Source organism: Ruegeria sp. CDSC051, from assembly GCF_059610665.1.
In genome coordinates, this window is the sequence record NZ_JBXWOC010000006.1 from 57,895 (window position 1) to 76,195 (window position 18,301).

Genomic DNA, 18,301 nt, shown 5'->3' on the forward strand with positions numbered 1-18,301 from the left:
ATGGCTCTCTCGTCGATGGATCACGCATCAAAGACGCAGGGCCAGTCGTTGGGCCGGGCAGCGCGCCGAGGCGCGCTGCGGTCAGGACCCTGGCATCGGGTTTTGTGACTTGTTGTAGGGTTGCCAGTCTGTGACTTCGGGGTAGTACCGGCGGCGCCAATCCCGCACACGGGGGTTCATGACACGCCGCCAGAGCGGTGGGATCATCGCGGCGATCGTCATCACTGGGTATCCGTAGGGCAGTTGCGGTGCGGTGTTCTGATCGTGATGTTGAAGCAGTGGAAATCGACGGTTGGGTTTGTAGTGATGGTCCGAGTGGCGCTGTAGATTGATCAGCAGCCAGTTCGACGCTTTTTGCGACGCGTTCCACGAATGACAGGGCAGGACGTGTTCGTACTTCCCCTGGCCCAGATATTTTCGGGTCAGCCCGTAATGTTCGACATAGTTCACCAGTTCAAGCTGCCAGATGGCGACGCCGGCCTGAATCAGAAACAGGACAAGGCCGGACCATCCGCCAATCAAACCTGCCAACGCCAGCAAGCCGCCCTGTAATATCCAATAACGCCAGAACGGGTTTGTGCGGTCCGTCCAGGGGCGGTCCTTGCGCGCCAGTTTCTCGCGCTCAGCATGAAAGGCGGAGGCCAGACATTGCCACAGAACACGCGGATAGAAGCGATGAAAGCCTTCGTTGTACCGTGCTGTTACCGGATCGCGCGGGGTTCCGACATAGCGGTGGTGAACCAGCAAATGTTCGGACCGGAAGTGCGAGTACAAGACCATGGCCAGTAGGATGTCGCCAAGCCCGCGCTCCAGCCGGCCCTTCTGGTGCATCAGTTCGTGGCTGTAGTTGATTCCAATCGTTCCCGAGATCACACCCATGCCAAAGAACAGGCCGATCTTTTCTGGTGAAGACAGGTGAGAGCTGTGCGTCACATACCAAAGCAGCCCGTAAAGGGTCAGGAACTGTACCGGAACCCAGGCTTTGGTCAGCAGGATATACCAGCGCAACATGCTGTCCGGCGTCTCTGGGTCCGCATTTTCGAGGTCGAGCCCGGTGAGCTGATCCAGCGCGGCAAATATCCACCATGTTGAAAGCGGCACCAGCAAGACCCACCAGCCACCCACAAAGGCCGTGGCCCAAATCAATGGAATCAGCAAAAACGAGACCCAGAATGGAAGGGTGGATTGCCAGCGAGTCAATGTTTCAGATGCGATCATCAAAAGCTCCGGTCGACGCGGGACAGACTATCCGTAGGTCGTGTTTCAGCATAATGTGTTACTGGTTGCGCCAGAGGTCAAATGCCTTGCGCATGACCGTCGGAAGATCGCTGGGCCGAAAGGCATGTTTATCAAGCAAGATCATGTCCTCCGGTGCCGCACCGGGCGGTAAAGAGGTTGCCCAAACCTGCAGGATCAGGTGGAAATGCGTGAACGTGTGGCGCACTTCGCCCGGTAGAACGCGCCAGTCCGCCGCAAACGGCGCGGTGTCAGACGGCGCATCGGACCATTCGGATCCCGGCCATCCCAGCATACCGCCCAAAAGCCCTTTGTCTGGGCGGCGTTCAAGCAACATCGCCCCGTCCGCTGTCTGGGTGATGTAGACATGGCCATAACGTGTGGGTTTTGGCTTTTTCGGTGTTTTGCGGGGCAGATCGGCCTGGGTACCCGCAGCGTGGGAGCGGCAACGCGTGCGCATTGGACATATCCCGCATGCCGGGGATCTTGGGGTGCAGACAGTCGCACCCAGATCCATCACGGCCTGTGCATAGTCGCCCGGACGCACCGCTGGGGTCAATGCAGCTGCACGTTGCTTGAGTTGTGGTTTTGACCCCGGCAGCGGATCGTGAATGTCGTATAGGCGGGCTATGACACGTTCGACATTGCCGTCCAACACGGTTTCCGGACGATCAAAGGCAATGGCTGCAATCGCGGCGGCTGTATACGGGCCTATGCCCGGCAGGTTCAGCAGCTCATCGTGTGAGTCGGGAAAACAGCCATCATGGCTTTCAACCACAACGCGCGCGCATTTCAGCAGATTGCGGGCGCGGGCATAATATCCCAGACCGGCCCATTCCCCCATGACCTGCTCGTCAGGCGCTGCGGCCAGTGATTCAACTGTCGGCCACCGAGATGTGAACCGCAGGAAATAGTCGCGCACCGCTGCCACAGTTGTCTGCTGTAGCATGACTTCGGACAGCCAAACCCGATAGGGGTCAGGACGCATTCCGGAAGACCTATCGGCAGGACCGATGCGCCATGGCATTTCACGGGCATTGCGGTCGTACCAGGCCAGCAACTCATCGCTGAAGTCAATTTCGTGGGTGTCACGCAAGTTTTACATATCTCCTTGTCGGGTTTCGCTGGCGCCCGGTGTTCTGCCCTTTACAATAGAGAGACAGGAGTTGGAAACCAGATGCAGCCCAGACGTTCTTCGACACGCGGCTTTAAACGTACTGCGACATTGCTGAACGGCCAGATCAGGCGCGCCGGGGAAAGCCGGGGATTCGCCGTTTCACGCCTGTTGACCCATTGGGCCGAGATCGTCGGACAGGATGTGGCCTCGATCGCGCGGCCGGTTAACGTAGGCTATGGCAAGGGCGGTATGGGGGCCACGCTGACGGTGCTGACCACCGGCCCGCAGGCGCCGATGCTGGAAATGCAGAAGGAACAGCTGCGCGGTAAGGTGAATGCGGTCTATGGCTATAATGCGATTAGTCGGGTGCGCATCACCCAGACGGCTCCTACAGGATTTGCCGAGGGGCAGGCCAGCTTCGACCACAAGCCGAAACAGGCGAAACCCACAATCGAACCAGAAATTGCAGCCGAGGCAGACCGGGCTGCGCAGGGCGTCCATGATGGCGATCTGCGTACAGCCCTTGAACGTCTGGGCCGTAACGTTTTATCCAAGCAAAAACGCTGAGAAAGGGCTGATTCATGAGCCGTATTGCAATCGGAATCTGCGCGGCTGTCGCCATAGCCGCAGGTGGCTATTGGCTGTCGCTGTCAAATTCCTCTCCGTCCAACCCGCTGGTCAGCAGCGCCGAGGCACAACAGGCCGATCTGGACACTTCGACCATCATCGAAATGGTGCAAGGGTCCGCGGACGCGCCCGTCGAGATCATCGAATATGCGTCCTATACCTGTCCGCATTGCGCGAGTTTTCATCAGGGGCCGCTGAAGAAAATCAAAAAGGACTACATCGACACCGGCAAGGTCAAGTTTACCTACCGCGAAGTGTATTTTGACAAATACGGACTTTGGGCCTCGATGGTCGCGCGCTGCGGCGGCCCCGAGAAGTTCTTCGGCATCTCCGACTTGATCTACAAGGATCAGGCTGAATGGACCCGTGCCGGTGGACCTGCGGAGATCGTGGATGAACTGCGCAAGATCGGACGTTTAGCTGGGATCAGCAATGACCAGCTTGATGCTTGCCTGCAGGACGGAAATCGTGCGCAGACCTTGGTGGCCTGGTATCAGGAGAACGCAGAACGCGACGACATCAGAGCAACCCCATCCTTTATTGTGAACGGCAAGAAGGTCGACAATCAGTCTTACGAAGAATTCAAAAAGCTGATCGACGCCGAACTGGGCAGCTAAATCCAAACACGACCGGCCTGTCAGGGCCGGTCGCCTTCAGGGCGAAGGCGCGACCTGCAGTAGCAACTGTTTGACCCGGTCGCCCTCGTCCATATTCAGCCGGACGGGCAGGGTGATGACCTTGCTGCGAAAGGCGGCTGGCAGGCGGACCGCATCTTTTTCCGTTGTGACCATCTGAGCGCCCAGCAGGCGCGCTTCATTCTCTAGCCGTGTCATCAGGGCCGGTGTCAGGGGCTGGTGATCGTCCAGCGCCTCGGCCCGCAGCAGGGTGGCGCCCTGTTGGCGCAGGGTGGCAAAGAACTTCTCCGGATGGCCGATACCGGCAAAGGCCAGAACTGGCGTGTCGGTCCATTCCATTCCGGTCTGCAGCGGCTCGACCGCGCCGGTGGCATGCGGAACCGTCAGCATGTCGCCCCAGCGGGCGGCGAACCTTGTCTGCGCGTCTGTGCCGCCCAGCGACAGCACCAGATCGGCCCGTTGCTGCCCCACATCGACCGGTTCCCGCAGTGGACCCGCAGGCAGGCACAATCCGTTGCCGAACCCCCGCTCGGCATCCACTACGATGACCGAGAAATCCTTGGCGACCGAGGGGTTCTGAAACCCGTCATCCAACAGGATTACCGTTGCCCCGGCCTGGGCAGCGGCTTTTGCGCCCGCGGCGCGGTCCTTGGCCACCCAGACATCCGCAAATGCGGCCAGCAGCAGCGGTTCATCCCCGACTTCTGCCGCCGTATGTTTGCCAGGATCGACGCGCACAGGTCCTGTCAGTGCGCCGCCGTGGCCTCGGGTGACAACATGGGTCTGATGCCACGCGTCCCGCAGCTGTTCGATCATCCAGATCACGGTTGGTGTTTTGCCGGTCCCGCCTGCATTCAGGTTTCCAATGCAGATAACGGGGACGCCTGGGTTGAAACCTGTTTCCGAGGCCAGCCTGCGGGCTGTCGCCGCCGCATAAACCCGTCCCAACGGGGACAGCAGCCGGGCCCTGAGGTCCAACTGATCCGGAGCGGTGTTCCAAAAGTCAGGTGCCCGCATCGTCGGTGCTCCGTTCGTCCAGATAGTCCTGTACCAGTTCGATCAGCTGATCTGATTGCGGCGCACCGTCGGTCACGATCTGCCAGCCTGCCAAAGCCATATCCGCCGCGCGGTCAGGCGCAAGTAACTCTACCACGGCATCCCCAAGTTCGGTTGCGGTTCTGACCGTCAAAGCGGCGCCTGCCTGGTCCAGCTGATCGTAGGCTGTCTGATGCTGGTCAACATGTGGGCCATGTATGACAGCCGATCCCAGGGCGGTCGCACCAAACGGATCCTGTCCCCCGTCGCCCCGTTCGAGCGAGTTGCCGATAAAGGACACTGCCGAAACACGGTACCACAAGCCCAAATCCTCTGGGTCCGAGGACAAGATGACCTGTGTGGTATCTTCAATCATGCCGCCATCGTCCCAGTTGATGCAGCGCAAGTCCATGGCTTCGAGCCGCCGGTGCAGTGGGGCGGCTTCCTGTATGTCGGCGACATGCAGTATTAAGGTCAACCGGGGCAGCATCCGCATGGCCTGACGGTGGGCGCTGAGGACCGAGATGAACTCTTTATCCTTCACCCAGGCCGCGAGCCATATGGGTCTGCTTGAAAAGGCGTGATTGGTTTCGATCAGTTCGTCTTCGGGCCACGGAGAAGGGTTCGGACTTATCAGCAGAGGAGGCGCCTCGCTGACCTTGGTGAAGGCGATTCCCAATTTGCGGATCTGCCGGGCCGTTTCGTTGCTGGTAGCCAGAATTCGTTGAAAGCAATCGAGAGTGTACCTGCTGATATCGGGCAGCCACCGGGTCCCACGCGCGGTGTTCAGGTCGATTTCAGCTTCGATCAGGATCAACGGCACTTCGCGCTCGTGGGCACGGGTAATCACATTGGGCATCAGCCCGCCGCCAACCCAAATGCCAATATTCGGACGCCAATAGTCCAGAAACACCCGCGCGGCGCCGGTTTGTTCCGAAGGTAGGTTCACAAGAATGTATTTCGCGCAGTCCCACTGACTCAGGTCCGCTTCGGGTGGGGCCGACAGGACAACCGACAGGCCCGGGCGCGACTGCAGCAGCCTGTGGCAGAAATCCATCATCGCGCGAAGGCGACCCGGATTGGCGATGTGAATCCAGATCAGATCTCCTGATGGTCGGGGCACATAGGGTTGGTCCCCGTTGCCGGGTACGCCCCACGAAAGCACGCGATAGGCCGCCAGACTAAGGGATCGCGGTTTGCTCATGGCGCAATGCCCGCACTGTCTGGGTCAATCTGATCCGCCAGTTGCCGGTGCAATGGCGGGTTTGCCGCGATGACACCATTCAGGCGCGGATGTGGGTTGTTAAAGCGCAGTGGGGCGCCAAGCCGGTCCGTACATATGCCACCTGCCTCTTGGACGATCAAATCCCCTGCCGCGATGTCCCATTCCCAGCTGGGGCGCAGTGTCAACATTCCGTCAAAGCGACCCTGCCCGACCAATGCCAACCGATAGGCAAGCGACGGGCGATAGTTTCGACGGAATTGAGGAACCCGGCCCTGACACCAGTGCCGGCTGTCCAGATTGGGTTTCGCGGCCAGGATCTCGGCCGTCGTGATGTCTTGGGTGTCCGATACGACAATCGGCGCGCCGTTTAGTGTGGCCCCTTGGCCCTTGGCCGCCGCATACAACAGGTCACGCAAGGGCAGGTAAATAACCGCCGCCGTCACCTGACCATGTTCCGCCACAGCCAGGGAATGCGCCCAGGTCGAGGAACCTTCGGTGAAGCTGCGGGTGCCGTCGATCGGGTCAATGATAAAAACCCGGTCCCGGGACAGGCGATGCTGGGTGTCCTCGGTCTCTTCGCTGAGCCAGCCGTAACCCGGTCGCGCAGAGGGCAAGCGCTGTTCGAGCATCGCGTTCACGGCCAGATCAGCCTCGGTTACCGGGCCTGCACCATCGGGCTTATCCCAGCGTTGTGCTTTTGCCCCGGAATACCGTGTTGCGATCTTTCCAGACTCGCGCGCGGCGTCAATCAGCAGGGGCAGGTCAGTTGCCGGCAAGTGTCATTCCCTCGATCAGCAACGATGGGACCACACGCGACAAATAGGGGCGGGCGTCATTCGCCGGAATAATCCGCAGAAGCATATCGCGCAGATTTCCGGCGATGGTGCATTCGTTGACCGGATGGGTGATCTCTCCGTTTTCGACCCAAAAGCCCGAAGCCCCACGAGAGTAATCCCCTGTATTGGGGTTGATGGTCGATCCGATCATCGACGTCACCAACAATCCGGTGCCCATATCGCGCAGCAGCTCTGCTCGGCTGTGCTCGCCCTGTGTCAGGCTCAGGTTCCAGTTGCTGGGCGACGGAGGCCCGGACACGCCACGCGTAGCATTTCCTGTCGAGGCCATCTTGAGCTTGCGTGCGCTGGACAGGTCCAATGTCCAGCCCGTCAATACACCGTTTTCGATGATCGCCCGGCGTTGTGTGGGCAGGCCTTCGGCATCAAAGGGGCGCGACCCGGACATGCGCGGGCGATGTGGGTCTTCGATCAGCGAAAGATATTCCGGCAGAACCTGTTGTCCTAGACGATCCGACAACCAGGACGAGCCGCGCGCAATGGATGTGCCGTTACTGGCGCCCAGAAGATGCCCGATCAGCGACGAGGAAATCCGTTCATCGAACAGAACCGGATAGACGCCTGTTGCAGGCTGGCGCGCGCCGACCTGTGCCACTGCACGTTCGCCTGCGGTCCGGCCAATCTCGTCCGGGCTGCGCAAATCGCTTTGGAAGGTGCGGCTGTCGCCGTCGTAATCCCGCTCCATCCCGGTGCCCTGGCCCGAGATTGCCACGCAGGAGGTCGACCGGCTGCTGCGCTCATACCCGCCGGAAAAGCCGTTGGTGGCGGCCAGATGCACGCGGTGGGTGCCATAGGCAGCTGCGGCATCCGACACTTGTGTGACACCGTCGACCGTAAGCGCCGCGGATTCCGCCGCCAGAGCGTCCTGCAAAAGGTCTTCGGCCGTGGGTTCCGGCGCGGGATCGCGCAGTTCCAGCGCCTGAATATCCCAATCCCGGATCAGCTGGTCCTCATTCGCCAGACCGGTAAACGGGTCTTCGGGCGCTTCGCGGGCCATGGCAACGGCGCGTTCGGCCATGGCCGTCAGGGTTTCGGGGCGGCTGTCGGAACTTGAGACGATGGCCTGACGCTTGCCCAGAAACACCCGCAGCCCCAGATCGGTGCCCTCGGACCGCTCGGCGGCCTCAAGCGCGCCAGAGCGTACCTCTACCGAGACCGAAGACCCGTCCAGCACGATGGCATCCGCAGCCTCGGCCCCGGCCTTTCGGGCGGCATCCAGCAGGTGTTGGCTGATCTCTTCGGGTGTGCGCGTCATGTGGCCTCCGGTCTTGTTTCTTTGGACCTATCGTCCGCCCGTCCGTCCCGCAAGACCTGCGGTCATTTTCGGGGGTTTGCAGAAAGGCCAGAAAGGCGAATTTCGCATGTGGCTGCAATAATTCCGCTGTTTTGTCCGTAGCCGTAGGTTAGTAGTTGATCCAACTGGATGAGAATGAGACGACTGGGCAGGAAGAACGGGCAGGCCACAACATGCAGAACAATCTATCGCTGCGCGGGGTTGCGATCCCCGATGATCCGCAGATCATTACGCCTAAGGTCAAGCGTTCAATCCTGGCCGAGCGTTACGAAAAAGACGAAGTGACCGGTCTGCCGAAATTCATCGACGCGAAGGATCGCGTGGTAGAGCTGGGCGCTGGGATCGGCTTCATCTCATCCTATCTGGTGACGCAACTTGGTGTACGCCACGCAATGTGCATCGAGGCGAACCCGACGCTGTGTGAATTCATCGGCCGTGTCCACAAGGCAAATGACATTGCGAATGTCGAGGTGGTGAACGCGGTTGCCCTCGGCGATACACGGGTTCCCGGAACCGCCCGATTTTACATACGCGAACCGTTCTGGTCCTCATCTCTGGACCCTGATCCGGACTATGTCAGAGAGGTCAGCGTGCCGGAACGTCCTCTGTCAGAAATTCTGCGGGACTTTGAAGCCAACGTGCTGATCGTCGATATCGAAGGGGGCGAGAAGTTTCTGTTCGACGGGGTCGATCTTGTGAATGTCCAGAAAGTCTATCTTGAGGTCCACACCCGTAAGATCGGATTGCATGGGATCAAGGCTTGTTTCGATCATCTTTCGGCACTTGGGTTTGCCTACGATCAACGTGTCAGCAGCGGTGGGTCGGTGCTGTTCCGGCGTGTTCGCCGGCGCTCGTCGTAAAAGGGAAGGCAGACGGGCCGCCTTCCCTGTTTCTTTTATTTGATGCGCTGTCCATTGGCCAGAATTTGACCATCTTCTTTGAACTCGATTGTCGAATTCAGCGTGTCGGGCTCTTCCCCTGGCACTGCCATGAGACCCATCATCATTCGCGCGCCCATTGCGTCTTGCTCGGCAATCAGACCCATACCGATCAGAGTGTCGATCAGGGCATTCGCACCAACCAGTTGCAGGTTCGCAACGCCAGCGGGGGTCGGCAGACCGCCCAGTTCCTCAGTGTTGGAATTGTCGAAGGTGAAGTCGCCATCGCCGGACAGTTCCGCACCGACCATAGAGACCAGCAACTCGTTGATCGTCAGAGAGTGCAATTCACCCGGAGCTTCGTCCGCAAACTCAAGCGCCTCTACGGCCTCGGGGTCAAAGAAGTTGGTCAGCACTTTGGCCGTACCGGAAAGGTCCAGCGCAATCGTGGCCGGATCGCGTGGCAGGGCGGCTGCAGGGTCAAAAATGCTCCACAGCACGTCTGACATAGTGAAGTCCGTCAAGTTTATCGCCAGCCCAAAGGGTTGAATCTCTTCGGATTCCTGTACCGGGAATTCGAACTTGAAACCGCCACTTTCCATGGCAATTTCGATTGGAAAGGGCAGTTCCGCCGTTGTTACAGCAATTTTGGCGCTGTTTTGTTCGACGTCATAAGCAATTCGGTTGGCGTCGATGCTGCCGGAAAGCCGTCCGCCTTCGGATTCGCTGGCCATCGAAAAGTCTTCGCCTTCGCTGCTGCCCGCCATCGAAGACTGGCCTGATCCGTAAGTAAAGAGACCCGAGAAGGCAAAGCCAGCGTCATAGAATGCCTGCGGGTCAGAGAAATTGAAATCTGAAGGGATAATGCTGGTGCCGTCGAAGGCCAGATCGCCAAGCGTGCCGTCGAATTTTCCAGCGTCGTCGCTTTCGGGATCCTGAAATGCCAAGCTGTAGGTCATCTCTGATGCCGTAAAGCTTTGGTCGACATCGCGGTTTTCGCCGATCTTCATTTGCGAGCTGCCGCTCACATCCGCCATTTCAAGGTAGCCACCAACCACTTCGGGCGGCAACGTTTCACCGTCGACTTCGATGTTACCCAGTTTGATTCCAAGGCTGTCTGCAGAGTAATCGTAAGTCACATCATCCGGATCGCCAGAGACGGTCATAACAAGCCCGCTGTGGAGGTATTCGATATCGACTGTAAATGACTCGTCCTGACCATCGACATTGCCGGTGACGGTCATGGGGAAACTTTCCGGGACACCAATATTGACGCTCCCGTCGCCATTGTCGGTGAGGGTCATTTCAGGCATGGCCATGCTGAACGATCCCTCTTCTTCCGGGAGATCCATCGACATCGTCAGGTTTTCGATGGTGATACCATTGCCGGTATCTGTCTGGTCACCTGATACAGTATAGCCCATCTGCGCCAGATAGGACTGCCAGTCATCCCAGACTTCCTGTGGAGTAACGTCGGCAAGCGCCCCCTGCGAAATGACAGTGTAGGCCAGAACTGCGCCGCAGGTGCGGCGGAGAAAAACGGACATCATAGAACCCTTCTTGATCAAATTTGCGCGCATGGTGATGCCGGTGGCGGCGGGCGTCAAGGGGGAAGGGCTGGACCCATTCCCCGTTCGCAGGATAGAGGTTCATAAATTCTCAGGACAATGGAGGTACTGGAACCTTATGCAGGGGAAAACCGTACTGATCACTGGGGCCAGTCGCGGCATCGGGGCCGAGGCAGGGCGCGTATTTGCCGCAGCAGGGGCTAATGTCGTGCTAGTGGCGCGTAATCGGGATCAAATTCAGATATTGGCGTCGTCGCTTGGTGAAAACGCCATTGCACTGGCCTGCGACGTCAGTGACTTCGCCCAGGTCGAGCTGGCCGTGGCAGAGTGTGTAAACAAGTTTGGCGGACTGGATGTTCTGATCGGCAATGCGGGTGTCATAGACCCGATCTTCCATTTATCCAGCGCTGATGTTGCCTCATGGGGCAAGGCGATCGACATCAACCTCAAGGGTGTATTTCACGGAATGCGTGCCGCGCTGCCGGTTATGCGCGCTGCGGGTGGGGGGACTGTCCTGACGGTCTCTTCCGGTGCGGCGTCGAACCCAGTCGAGGCCTGGAGCCATTATTGCGCATCGAAGGCCGGTGCCAAGATGCTGACGGAATGTCTGCATCTTGAGGAATCCTCAAATGAGATCCGCGCCATGGGCCTGTCGCCCGGCACGGTTGCAACCGATATGCAGCGGGTCATCAAGGCCAGCGGGATCAACGCCGTCAGCCAGTTGGATTGGACCGATCATATCCCCGCCGATTGGCCGGCGCGGGCGCTGTTGTGGATGTGTTCGTCAGACGCGGATGAGTTTCTGGGAACCGAAATTTCGCTGCGGCGCGAGGATATTCGGCAAAGGGTTGGATTGACGTGATTGAACTGAACAAGGCGGACGGGCTGTGGACAGTCACGCTCAACAACCCCGACAAGGCAAATGCGCTGACCGCTGCGATGCTGACCGAGCTGTGCGAGATTGCCGAGGCCGCGACCGACGCCCGTGCGTTGATCCTGACCGGGGCTGGCAAGGTGTTCAGCGCCGGGGCCGATCTGGAAGAGGCGCGCGCCGGTCTGGCGAGCTCGGACCTGTGGGAGAGGTTGTCGGGGGCCATCGCGGCGCTGCCCTGCCTGACGGTTGCCGCGCTGAACGGAACGCTGGCGGGTGGGGCCAATGGCATGGTGCTGGCCTGCGATATCCGCATCGCGGTTCCGACGGCCAAATTCTTTTACCCGGTGATGAAGCTGGGATTTCTGCCGCAGCCCTCTGATCCGGTGCGTATGGCCGCACTGATCGGACCTGCACGGGCAAAGATGATCCTGATGGCCGGGCAAAAGATCACCGCCGATGAGGCCTATACCTTTGGTCTGGTCGACCGCGTGGTCGCGCCCGATGCTCTGATGCAGACTGCCCGTGATCTGGTGGCCGACAGTGTCGCTGCTGATCCCGAAATTGCGGCCGGTATTGCGCGGTTATGTTCATGAGGTTGTCCGCCCTGCGCCTGCGTGTGGCTGACACGGACCGCCTTGCCGGATTTTACGAGGGTGCGCTGGGGATGACCGCGCGCAGACAGGGCGCAAGCCAGCGGCTGGGCTATGCCGGACAGGATACCGATCTGCTGCTGATGCCCGGCGGGGGCGGGTACACACATGATCGGGGCCAGAGATATTGGAAGATCGGCATCACCCTGCCGGATGTTGATCTGGCGGCCGCCTATCTGCGCGAAAAAGGCATTGAGGTTTCAGAGCCGGACCAGTTTCTGGATATCGGCTATATGTGCCACCTGACCGACCCCGAGGGTTTCGGGATCGAGCTTTTGCAACATGATTTCCGGGGCAATCGCCCGGACAATGCCGCCGATCCCAAGGCCCCTTTCGCCGATGCGCGGATTGGACAGATAACCTTGCGCACCGGGGATATCGCGGCCGAGGATGCGTTTTGCCGTGCACAGGGGATGCGGCTGTTGTCTGTGCAGGATGTGGCGCAATATGGGTTTGACCTGCACTTTTATGCCTTCACCGACGAGGTTCCCCCAAATGCGGACCTATGGTCCGTTGAGAACCGCGAATGGCTCTGGAAACGCCCCTATACCACGCTTGAGTTTCAGCACACCGCCGGGGCCGCGTTTGTTCGGACTCCCGATTTCCGCGGGCTCGAGATGCAGGGCCTGGCCCAGCCCGGCCATGATGCCTTTGGCGACCCGGTCCTGCCGGGTTGATCACTGGCCACGCCGTTTTCCTGGCACTTTCGATCGAAACCCGGCGGGGCGTTTGCGGACCCAGTTTAGGAATCTCTCAAGACGAGGGTGGGTGCGCAAAGCTTCAACCGTGTTGAAATCCCGCGCCAGTTCCGCTTCGGTCAGGGTGGCGTGGATCTCTTTGTGGCAGATCACATGCAGAAAAACCGTGGGACCGCCCTTGCCCCCTTTCAGTTTTGGGATCAGATGGTGCAGGCTGCCGTTCCCATCGGGGATCGGCCGGTCGCAGAGGGGGCAGATCGGGTCGCGGTCGGTCATATTAGCGTAACGTCGCGCCGGAGGGCGCGAAAGGCAAGAGGACAGCAATGGCACAAGCCGTCGTGATCGGAGGCGGGCCAGCGGGCCTGATGGCGGCGGGTGAACTTGCCGCCGCAGGTCATGATGTGCTGGTGGCCGAGGCCAAACCCTCGGTTGCCCGAAAACTCTTGATGGCAGGGAAGTCCGGCCTGAACCTAACCAAGAATGAACCGCTCGAAACACTTTTGTTGTCTTATGGACCCGCTGCTGAGTGGCTACGCCCTATGGTGGCGGAATTTGATGCTGCCGCCGTTCAGGACTGGGCGCGTGATCTGGGGCAAGAGGTATTTACAGGCTCAACGGGGCGGGTGTTTCCAAAGGCTATGAAGGCCTCACCTCTGTTGCGGGCTTGGCTGGGGCGTCTTGATGCGGCTGGTGTGCAAATCAAAACCCGATGGCGGTGGACCGGATGGAACGGCGATGCTCTGGAATTCGATACTCCGGAAGGTCACCGACAGATTGAGGCTGACACGATGATTCTGGCCATGGGCGGCGCAAGCTGGGCGCGATTGGGATCGGATGGAGCTTGGGCCCCACTGTTGCAAGGGGCGGGTGTCGACCTGTCGCCATTTGCCCCGGCGAACTCGGCCCTGTCAGTGGATTGGAGCGCACATATGCAGCCGCATTACGGGGCTGCGATCAAATCCGTTGGGTGGACTGCCGGGGGTGTGATCAGTCGCGGCGAGGCGACGATTTCATCCAAAGGCCTTGAAGGCGGAGGGCTCTATTCCCTGACGCCCGCTTTGCGAGAAGGTGCGCCATTGAGTGTTGATCTGGTTCCCGATCTGGATGTAACTACCTTGCAGCAGAAAATTGCAGCCAAGAAATCCAAGACGACGCAGTCGCAATGGATGAAGAAATCTCTGCATCTGTCTCCGCAAAAGATCGCTCTGTATCACGAGATGAACAGGGGAAGCGGTCTGAGTGTCGAAACGTTGAAATCTCTGCCCCTCAGCCACGCGGGGTTGCGGCCAATGGATGAGGCAATCTCAACCGTTGGAGGTGTTCGGCAAGGCGCTTTGGACGAAGGGTTGATGCTGAAATCCAGGCCCGGAATGTTTTGTGCCGGCGAGATGCTGGATTGGGAAGCTCCGACCGGTGGCTATCTGCTAACTGCCTGTCTGGCGACAGGGCGATGGGCCGGGCGATCAGCTGCAAACTGGCTGGCGCGGACCGCTTAACGCGACTTTGCCAGCATCGCCAGACGGATCATGGCACGTTCGACCAAAGCCATGGCTGGGGCCGTTTGCCCAGCTGACCGCAATGACAAATCCGTATCAGTCAGAACGGTCAACGCGGTCTGCAGTTTGGGTGCCCCCCATCCCTGTGCTTGCCGCAGAATACGATCACGCCGCTTTCCATAGACGGGTGGGCGCAGCTTGCCGACGCCCTGTGCCGCACCACCGGGATCGGCGGCACAGGCGTAAAGCGTTCGAAAGTGCCGGGTTGCTCCGATACACAGGCTGACCGCATTTGTACCTTGCGATTGCAGCCGTCGTATCAGCGGGCTAATCTCTCCGGCTCTGCCTTCGGCGACCACGTTCAGGACATCGTCCAGAGCGGCCTCGGTCGAGCTGGGTGCACAGGCCTCGATATCTTCGAGAGCCAATTCAGTATCGTCTCCGCGCTTGTAAAGAGACAATTTTTCAATGGTTTGCGTAAAGTCCCCGGGGCTGATGGCCGTGGCAAGTTCGGTGATGGCCGACATTGCATCCGGTGGAATGTTATTGACTCCGGCCTGTGCCAGAACCCGTTCAACCTCGGCCCTAGAGGGCGGATCGTCATAGACCCCAACGGCATAGGCCGCGGGATGCGACTCGAATGCCTTACGGATCTTTGAGCTGGGTTTGAGCTGCCCAGCAGTCACGATGATCTGAGCGTCGCCCGTTGCCCAATCCTCGAATGCGGTAATGATGGCAGGGGCGGCGACATCAGTTGCATCTTCGACGAAAACTGCACGTGGGCCGGGGAAGAACCCGACAGCCTTGACCGCGTCTAGCAACAGTGCCGGTTCCCCGCGTAGATCACCACCTGGCATTCGGGTCAGGCGCATTTCCTCTTCGGCGCCTTCTCCCAGCAGGGCTGACAAGACCTGTTGCCGTTTCAAGGCCACACGCATCGCATCGGATCCGTAAATCAACAACCCTGCCTTGCCCGCGTCTGGTTTGGCGAAATACCCCTCAGCCTCGCGCGGGCTGAGCTTCATTGGGTCAGGCCCGGTGCTGCATAAAGGCGGTTCACGATTTGATCGGACAGGATGATCATCAGCCGCTCGGTCGCGTCACGTTCGTCCGCAAGCGTTGAGACGGTTGAGCCTGCAGCGGAATAGCCCACGAAATCATGGACATTTCCTGATACCAGAATCCGCCCGGTTTCAGCGGACCTGAGGGAAAATTCCGCGCGCCCTTCGATGGTGTAGCGGTTGGTCTCGTTCGTTGTGGTGATCGCGGCAGATCGTGTGGCCGTCGAAACCGAGACATCCAGATCATAAAGCTTTTGTGCGCTCGCATCCCGGCCCAGCCGCTGCTCCAGATTCTGGACAAGCAGATAGCTTTCCACGGAATTTGGCTCAGTTACAGCAACTTTACCATGCAATGCTTCACCTGTTCCGCCCGGCGCGTAAACGGGTTGGAACCCGCATGCGGTCGCCAGCAAGCAAGCAGCCAGCGGCGTCAACAAAAGGCTTCTGCGATTAAACAACGACATTCACGATCCGACCTGGAACAACGATCACTTTCTTCGGCGCGGCACCGTCCAGTGCCTTTTGCACAGCTTCGGTGCTGAGCGCGATTTTTTCAACCTCTGCCTTGTCCATATCTTTTGGAACGCTGATTTCCGCGCGGCGTTTGCCGTTGATCTGGATCGGCAGGGTTACAGTGTCATCGACCAGCATAGCTTCGTCCGCGACAGGCCAGGGGGCTGTTGCGATCAAACCTTCGCCGCCCTGATGCGCCCAGATATCTTCGGCCAGATGTGGTGTCATCGGCGACATCAACTGTGCCAGCGTCTTTATCGCCTGCTTTTGGGCCGCTGCACCCGCTTTGGATTTTGCCAACGTATTGGTAAACGCATAGAGCTTTGCAATGGCGGCATTAAAGCCGAAGCTTTCAACACCAAGCGTCACATCATGGATGGCTTTGTGCATCTCGCGCAGCAGGTCTTGATCCCCGTCGCCTTTTGCCTCGGGGTCCATCGCGCCGATCTTGTCGCAGAGGTTCCAGACACGGTTCAGGTGCTTGAATGCAGCCTCTGCGCCTGATGCTGTCCACTCCACATCCCGCTCGGGCGGTGAATCGGATAACACGAACCAGCGCGCGGTATCCGCGCCGAAGGCCGAGATAATGCTGACCGGGTCGACCACGTTTTTCTTGGATTTCGACATCTTGGCCGAGGGGATGATTTCGACCTCCGTGCCATCGGCGAGTTTGCCGTCGGTCACATCCTCGGGCAGGTGATAGACCGGACGGCCATTGGCGTCGCGGGTTTGATAAATCTCGTGCGTGACCATGCCTTGGGTAAACAAGGCATCAAAGGGCTCGATGGCCTTTTTCGGCAAATGGCCAGTGATCTGCATCGCCCGCGCAAAGAAGCGGGAATAGAGCAAGTGCAGGATAGCGTGTTCGATGCCGCCGATATATTGATCGACATTCATCCAGTATTCAGCCTCGGCCAGATCGGTCGGGGTTTCCGCGTGCGGAGCCGTAAAGCGGGCGAAATACCACGACGAATCGACGAACGTATCCATCGTGTCGGTTTCTCGCTTGGATGGCGCACCGCAAGACGGGCAGGCGCAGTCGCGCCAGGTCGGGTGGCGGTCCAGAGGATTGCCCGGTTTGTCAAAAGTGACATCGTCGGGCAGGCGGATCGGCAAGTTTTCTTTCTTTTCGGGCACCACGCCGCAGGATTCGCAATGCACCACGGGAATCGGGCACCCCCAATAGCGCTGACGCGACAGACCCCAATCGCGCAGACGGTATTTGGTAACGCCTTCGCCCCAGCCCGCTTTTTCGGCGAAATCGACGGTGGTGTTGATTGCGTCATCACCCGTGGCGTCGGTCAGCCCGGCAAAATGGTTTACCCAGCGGACTTTTTCGGTTTTCGGCGGAACGAATGCGGTTTTGTCGACCGGCGTGTCATTATCAAGCGCAAAGAACGTGTCGACGACGGGCAAACCGTACTTACGGCAGAAATCCAGGTCGCGCTGGTCGTGGGCCGGGCAGGCAAAGATGGCGCCGGTGCCGTAATCCATCAGGATGAAATTGGCGATCCAGACCGGCAGCTCCCAATTCGGATCCAGCGGGTGTTTGACCTTGATACCAGTGTCATAGCCCAGCTTTTCGGCGGTCTCTATGGCCTCTTCCGTGGTGCCGCCCTTGCGGCATTCGGCAACGAACTCAGCCACTTCGGGGTTTTCGGCCTCAAGTTGCTTGGCAATCGGATGGTCCGGCGAGATGCCGACGAAAGACGCACCCATCAGTGTATCGGGGCGCGTTGTATAGACGGCGATTGGCTCACCACCATCGATGCGTTCAAAGCCAAACTGCAATCCACGCGACTTGCCGATCCAGTTTTCCTGCATCAGGCGCACTTTTGCCGGCCAGTTCTCCAGCGTTTCCAGCGCATCCAGCAATTCCTCAGAGTAATCGCTGATCTTGAAGAACCATTGCGTCAGCTCGCGCCGTTCAACCAATGCGCCCGAGCGCCAGCCGCGCCCGCCTTCGACTTGTTCATTGGCCAGTACGGTCATATCGACCGGGTCCCAGTTCACCACTGCGTTCTTGCGGTAAACCAGACCGGCCTGCAGCATATCCAGGAACAGCGCCTGTTGCTGGCCGTAATATTCTGGGTCACAGGTGGCGAATTCGCGGGACCAGTCGATGGACAGGCCCAGAGGCTTCATCTGGCTGCGCATGTCGGCGATGTTGCCATAGGTCCAGTCTTTCGGGTGACCGCCAATAGCCATCGCAGCGTTTTCTGCAGGCATCCCGAACGCGTCCCATCCCATCGGGTGCAGCACGTTATGGCCGGTCGCAAGCTTGTGGCGCGCGATTACGTCGCCCATCGTATAGTTGCGCACATGTCCCATATGGATGCGGCCAGACGGGTAGGGGAACATTTCAAGCACATAGTATTTCGGCTTGTCCGCCTTGTGGTTGGCGGTGAAGATTCCGGCCTTGTCCCAGGCCTCTTGCCATTTTGCTTCGATTTCGGTGGCCGAATAGCGCGACATCGTGCGGTCCTTCGTAATGAAAACGCCGGGCATGAACCCGGCGTGGTAATATTGTGATTTGAAGC

The 18,301-nt window shown here is 59.2% G+C and carries 18 protein-coding genes; 7 read left to right on the forward strand and 11 right to left on the reverse strand.

Going from position 1 to position 18,301, the window contains the following annotated elements; genetic code table 11:
* Positions 1–81: 81 nt before the first annotated feature.
* Positions 82–1,218: an alkane 1-monooxygenase gene (locus AC2FH0_RS14985; protein ID WP_496692535.1), complete on the reverse strand. Its 1,137-nt coding sequence runs from the start codon at positions 1,216–1,218 to the stop codon at positions 82–84.
* Positions 1,219–1,276: 58 nt separating this feature from the next.
* Positions 1,277–2,332: an A/G-specific adenine glycosylase gene (gene mutY, locus AC2FH0_RS14990; protein ID WP_496677842.1), complete on the reverse strand. Its 1,056-nt coding sequence runs from the start codon at positions 2,330–2,332 to the stop codon at positions 1,277–1,279.
* 81 nt (positions 2,333–2,413) lie between these two features.
* Here mutY and AC2FH0_RS14995 point away from each other — a divergent pair, with 81 nt between their 5' ends.
* Positions 2,414–2,920, forward strand: a complete 507-nt coding sequence (locus AC2FH0_RS14995) for a DUF721 domain-containing protein (protein ID WP_496689939.1) — start codon at positions 2,414–2,416, stop codon at positions 2,918–2,920.
* Positions 2,921–2,934: 14 nt separating this feature from the next.
* Positions 2,935–3,597: a DsbA family protein gene (locus AC2FH0_RS15000; protein ID WP_282027812.1), complete on the forward strand. Its 663-nt coding sequence runs from the start codon at positions 2,935–2,937 to the stop codon at positions 3,595–3,597.
* 36 nt (positions 3,598–3,633) lie between these two features.
* Here the strand turns inward: AC2FH0_RS15000 and lpxK are convergent, their stop codons facing one another.
* From lpxK to AC2FH0_RS15020, 4 genes are read right to left on the reverse strand one after another with little or no spacing between them, the layout of a single operon-like run.
* The gene (gene lpxK, locus AC2FH0_RS15005) at positions 3,634–4,632 is read right to left on the reverse strand and encodes a tetraacyldisaccharide 4'-kinase (RefSeq protein WP_496789708.1); all 999 of its coding nucleotides are present in this window, start codon (positions 4,630–4,632) and stop codon (positions 3,634–3,636) included.
* Complete coding sequence (locus tag AC2FH0_RS15010; protein WP_496789709.1) at positions 4,619–5,854, reverse strand: 3-deoxy-D-manno-octulosonic acid transferase; 1,236 nt, start codon at positions 5,852–5,854, stop codon at positions 4,619–4,621. Before AC2FH0_RS15010 ends, lpxK begins: the two co-directional genes overlap by 14 nt.
* Positions 5,851–6,651, reverse strand: a complete 801-nt coding sequence (locus AC2FH0_RS15015; RefSeq protein WP_281973057.1) for an inositol monophosphatase family protein — start codon at positions 6,649–6,651, stop codon at positions 5,851–5,853. Before AC2FH0_RS15015 ends, AC2FH0_RS15010 begins: the two co-directional genes overlap by 4 nt.
* On the reverse strand, positions 6,638–7,984 hold the full coding sequence (locus AC2FH0_RS15020) for a TldD/PmbA family protein (RefSeq protein ID WP_496789710.1): 1,347 nt from the start codon (positions 7,982–7,984) through the stop codon (positions 6,638–6,640). Before AC2FH0_RS15020 ends, AC2FH0_RS15015 begins: the two co-directional genes overlap by 14 nt.
* Positions 7,985–8,139: 155 nt before the next feature.
* Here AC2FH0_RS15020 and AC2FH0_RS15025 point away from each other — a divergent pair, with 155 nt between their 5' ends.
* On the forward strand, positions 8,140–8,883 hold the full coding sequence (locus tag AC2FH0_RS15025; protein WP_496709379.1) for an FkbM family methyltransferase: 744 nt from the start codon (positions 8,140–8,142) through the stop codon (positions 8,881–8,883).
* A 35-nt stretch (positions 8,884–8,918) separates the two neighbouring features.
* Here the strand turns inward: AC2FH0_RS15025 and AC2FH0_RS15030 are convergent, their stop codons facing one another.
* Positions 8,919–10,448, reverse strand: coding sequence for a DUF2125 domain-containing protein (locus AC2FH0_RS15030; RefSeq protein WP_496709380.1), 1,530 nt, complete (start codon positions 10,446–10,448; stop codon positions 8,919–8,921).
* A gap of 139 nt (positions 10,449–10,587) precedes the next feature.
* Between AC2FH0_RS15030 and AC2FH0_RS15035 the strand changes: the two genes are divergently transcribed.
* The 3 genes from AC2FH0_RS15035 to AC2FH0_RS15045 are packed head-to-tail and all read left to right on the forward strand — an operon-like array spanning position 10,588 to position 12,670.
* Positions 10,588–11,331 carry an SDR family oxidoreductase gene (locus AC2FH0_RS15035; protein ID WP_496709416.1) on the forward strand — a complete coding sequence of 248 codons (744 nt, stop codon included), beginning with the start codon at positions 10,588–10,590 and terminating at the stop codon, positions 11,329–11,331.
* Positions 11,328–11,936 carry an enoyl-CoA hydratase/isomerase family protein gene (locus AC2FH0_RS15040; RefSeq protein WP_496709381.1) on the forward strand — a complete coding sequence of 203 codons (609 nt, stop codon included), beginning with the start codon at positions 11,328–11,330 and terminating at the stop codon, positions 11,934–11,936. Before AC2FH0_RS15035 ends, AC2FH0_RS15040 begins: the two co-directional genes overlap by 4 nt.
* A complete protein-coding gene (locus AC2FH0_RS15045) occupies positions 11,933–12,670 on the forward strand; it encodes a VOC family protein (RefSeq protein WP_496709382.1) in 738 nt (245 codons plus the stop codon). Before AC2FH0_RS15040 ends, AC2FH0_RS15045 begins: the two co-directional genes overlap by 4 nt.
* Here AC2FH0_RS15045 and AC2FH0_RS15050 read toward each other — a convergent pair whose 3' ends face one another.
* The gene (locus AC2FH0_RS15050) at positions 12,671–12,967 is read right to left on the reverse strand and encodes an HNH endonuclease (protein ID WP_496789712.1); all 297 of its coding nucleotides are present in this window, start codon (positions 12,965–12,967) and stop codon (positions 12,671–12,673) included. It lies immediately after the preceding gene.
* A 47-nt stretch (positions 12,968–13,014) separates the two neighbouring features.
* Here AC2FH0_RS15050 and AC2FH0_RS15055 point away from each other — a divergent pair, with 47 nt between their 5' ends.
* Positions 13,015–14,187, forward strand: a complete 1,173-nt coding sequence (locus AC2FH0_RS15055) for a TIGR03862 family flavoprotein (protein ID WP_496789713.1) — start codon at positions 13,015–13,017, stop codon at positions 14,185–14,187.
* Here AC2FH0_RS15055 and holA read toward each other — a convergent pair.
* From holA to leuS, 3 genes are read right to left on the reverse strand one after another with little or no spacing between them, the layout of a single operon-like run.
* The gene (gene holA, locus AC2FH0_RS15060; RefSeq protein ID WP_496789714.1) at positions 14,184–15,212 is read right to left on the reverse strand and encodes a DNA polymerase III subunit delta; all 1,029 of its coding nucleotides are present in this window, start codon (positions 15,210–15,212) and stop codon (positions 14,184–14,186) included. The two genes, AC2FH0_RS15055 and holA, sit on opposite strands and share 4 nt — an antisense overlap.
* The gene (lptE, locus tag AC2FH0_RS15065) at positions 15,209–15,712 is read right to left on the reverse strand and encodes an LPS assembly lipoprotein LptE (RefSeq protein WP_496789716.1); all 504 of its coding nucleotides are present in this window, start codon (positions 15,710–15,712) and stop codon (positions 15,209–15,211) included. Before lptE ends, holA begins: the two co-directional genes overlap by 4 nt.
* On the reverse strand, positions 15,699–18,236 hold the full coding sequence (gene leuS, locus AC2FH0_RS15070) for a leucine--tRNA ligase (RefSeq protein WP_496789718.1): 2,538 nt from the start codon (positions 18,234–18,236) through the stop codon (positions 15,699–15,701). Before leuS ends, lptE begins: the two co-directional genes overlap by 14 nt.
* Between the last annotated feature and the right edge of the window lie 65 nt (positions 18,237–18,301).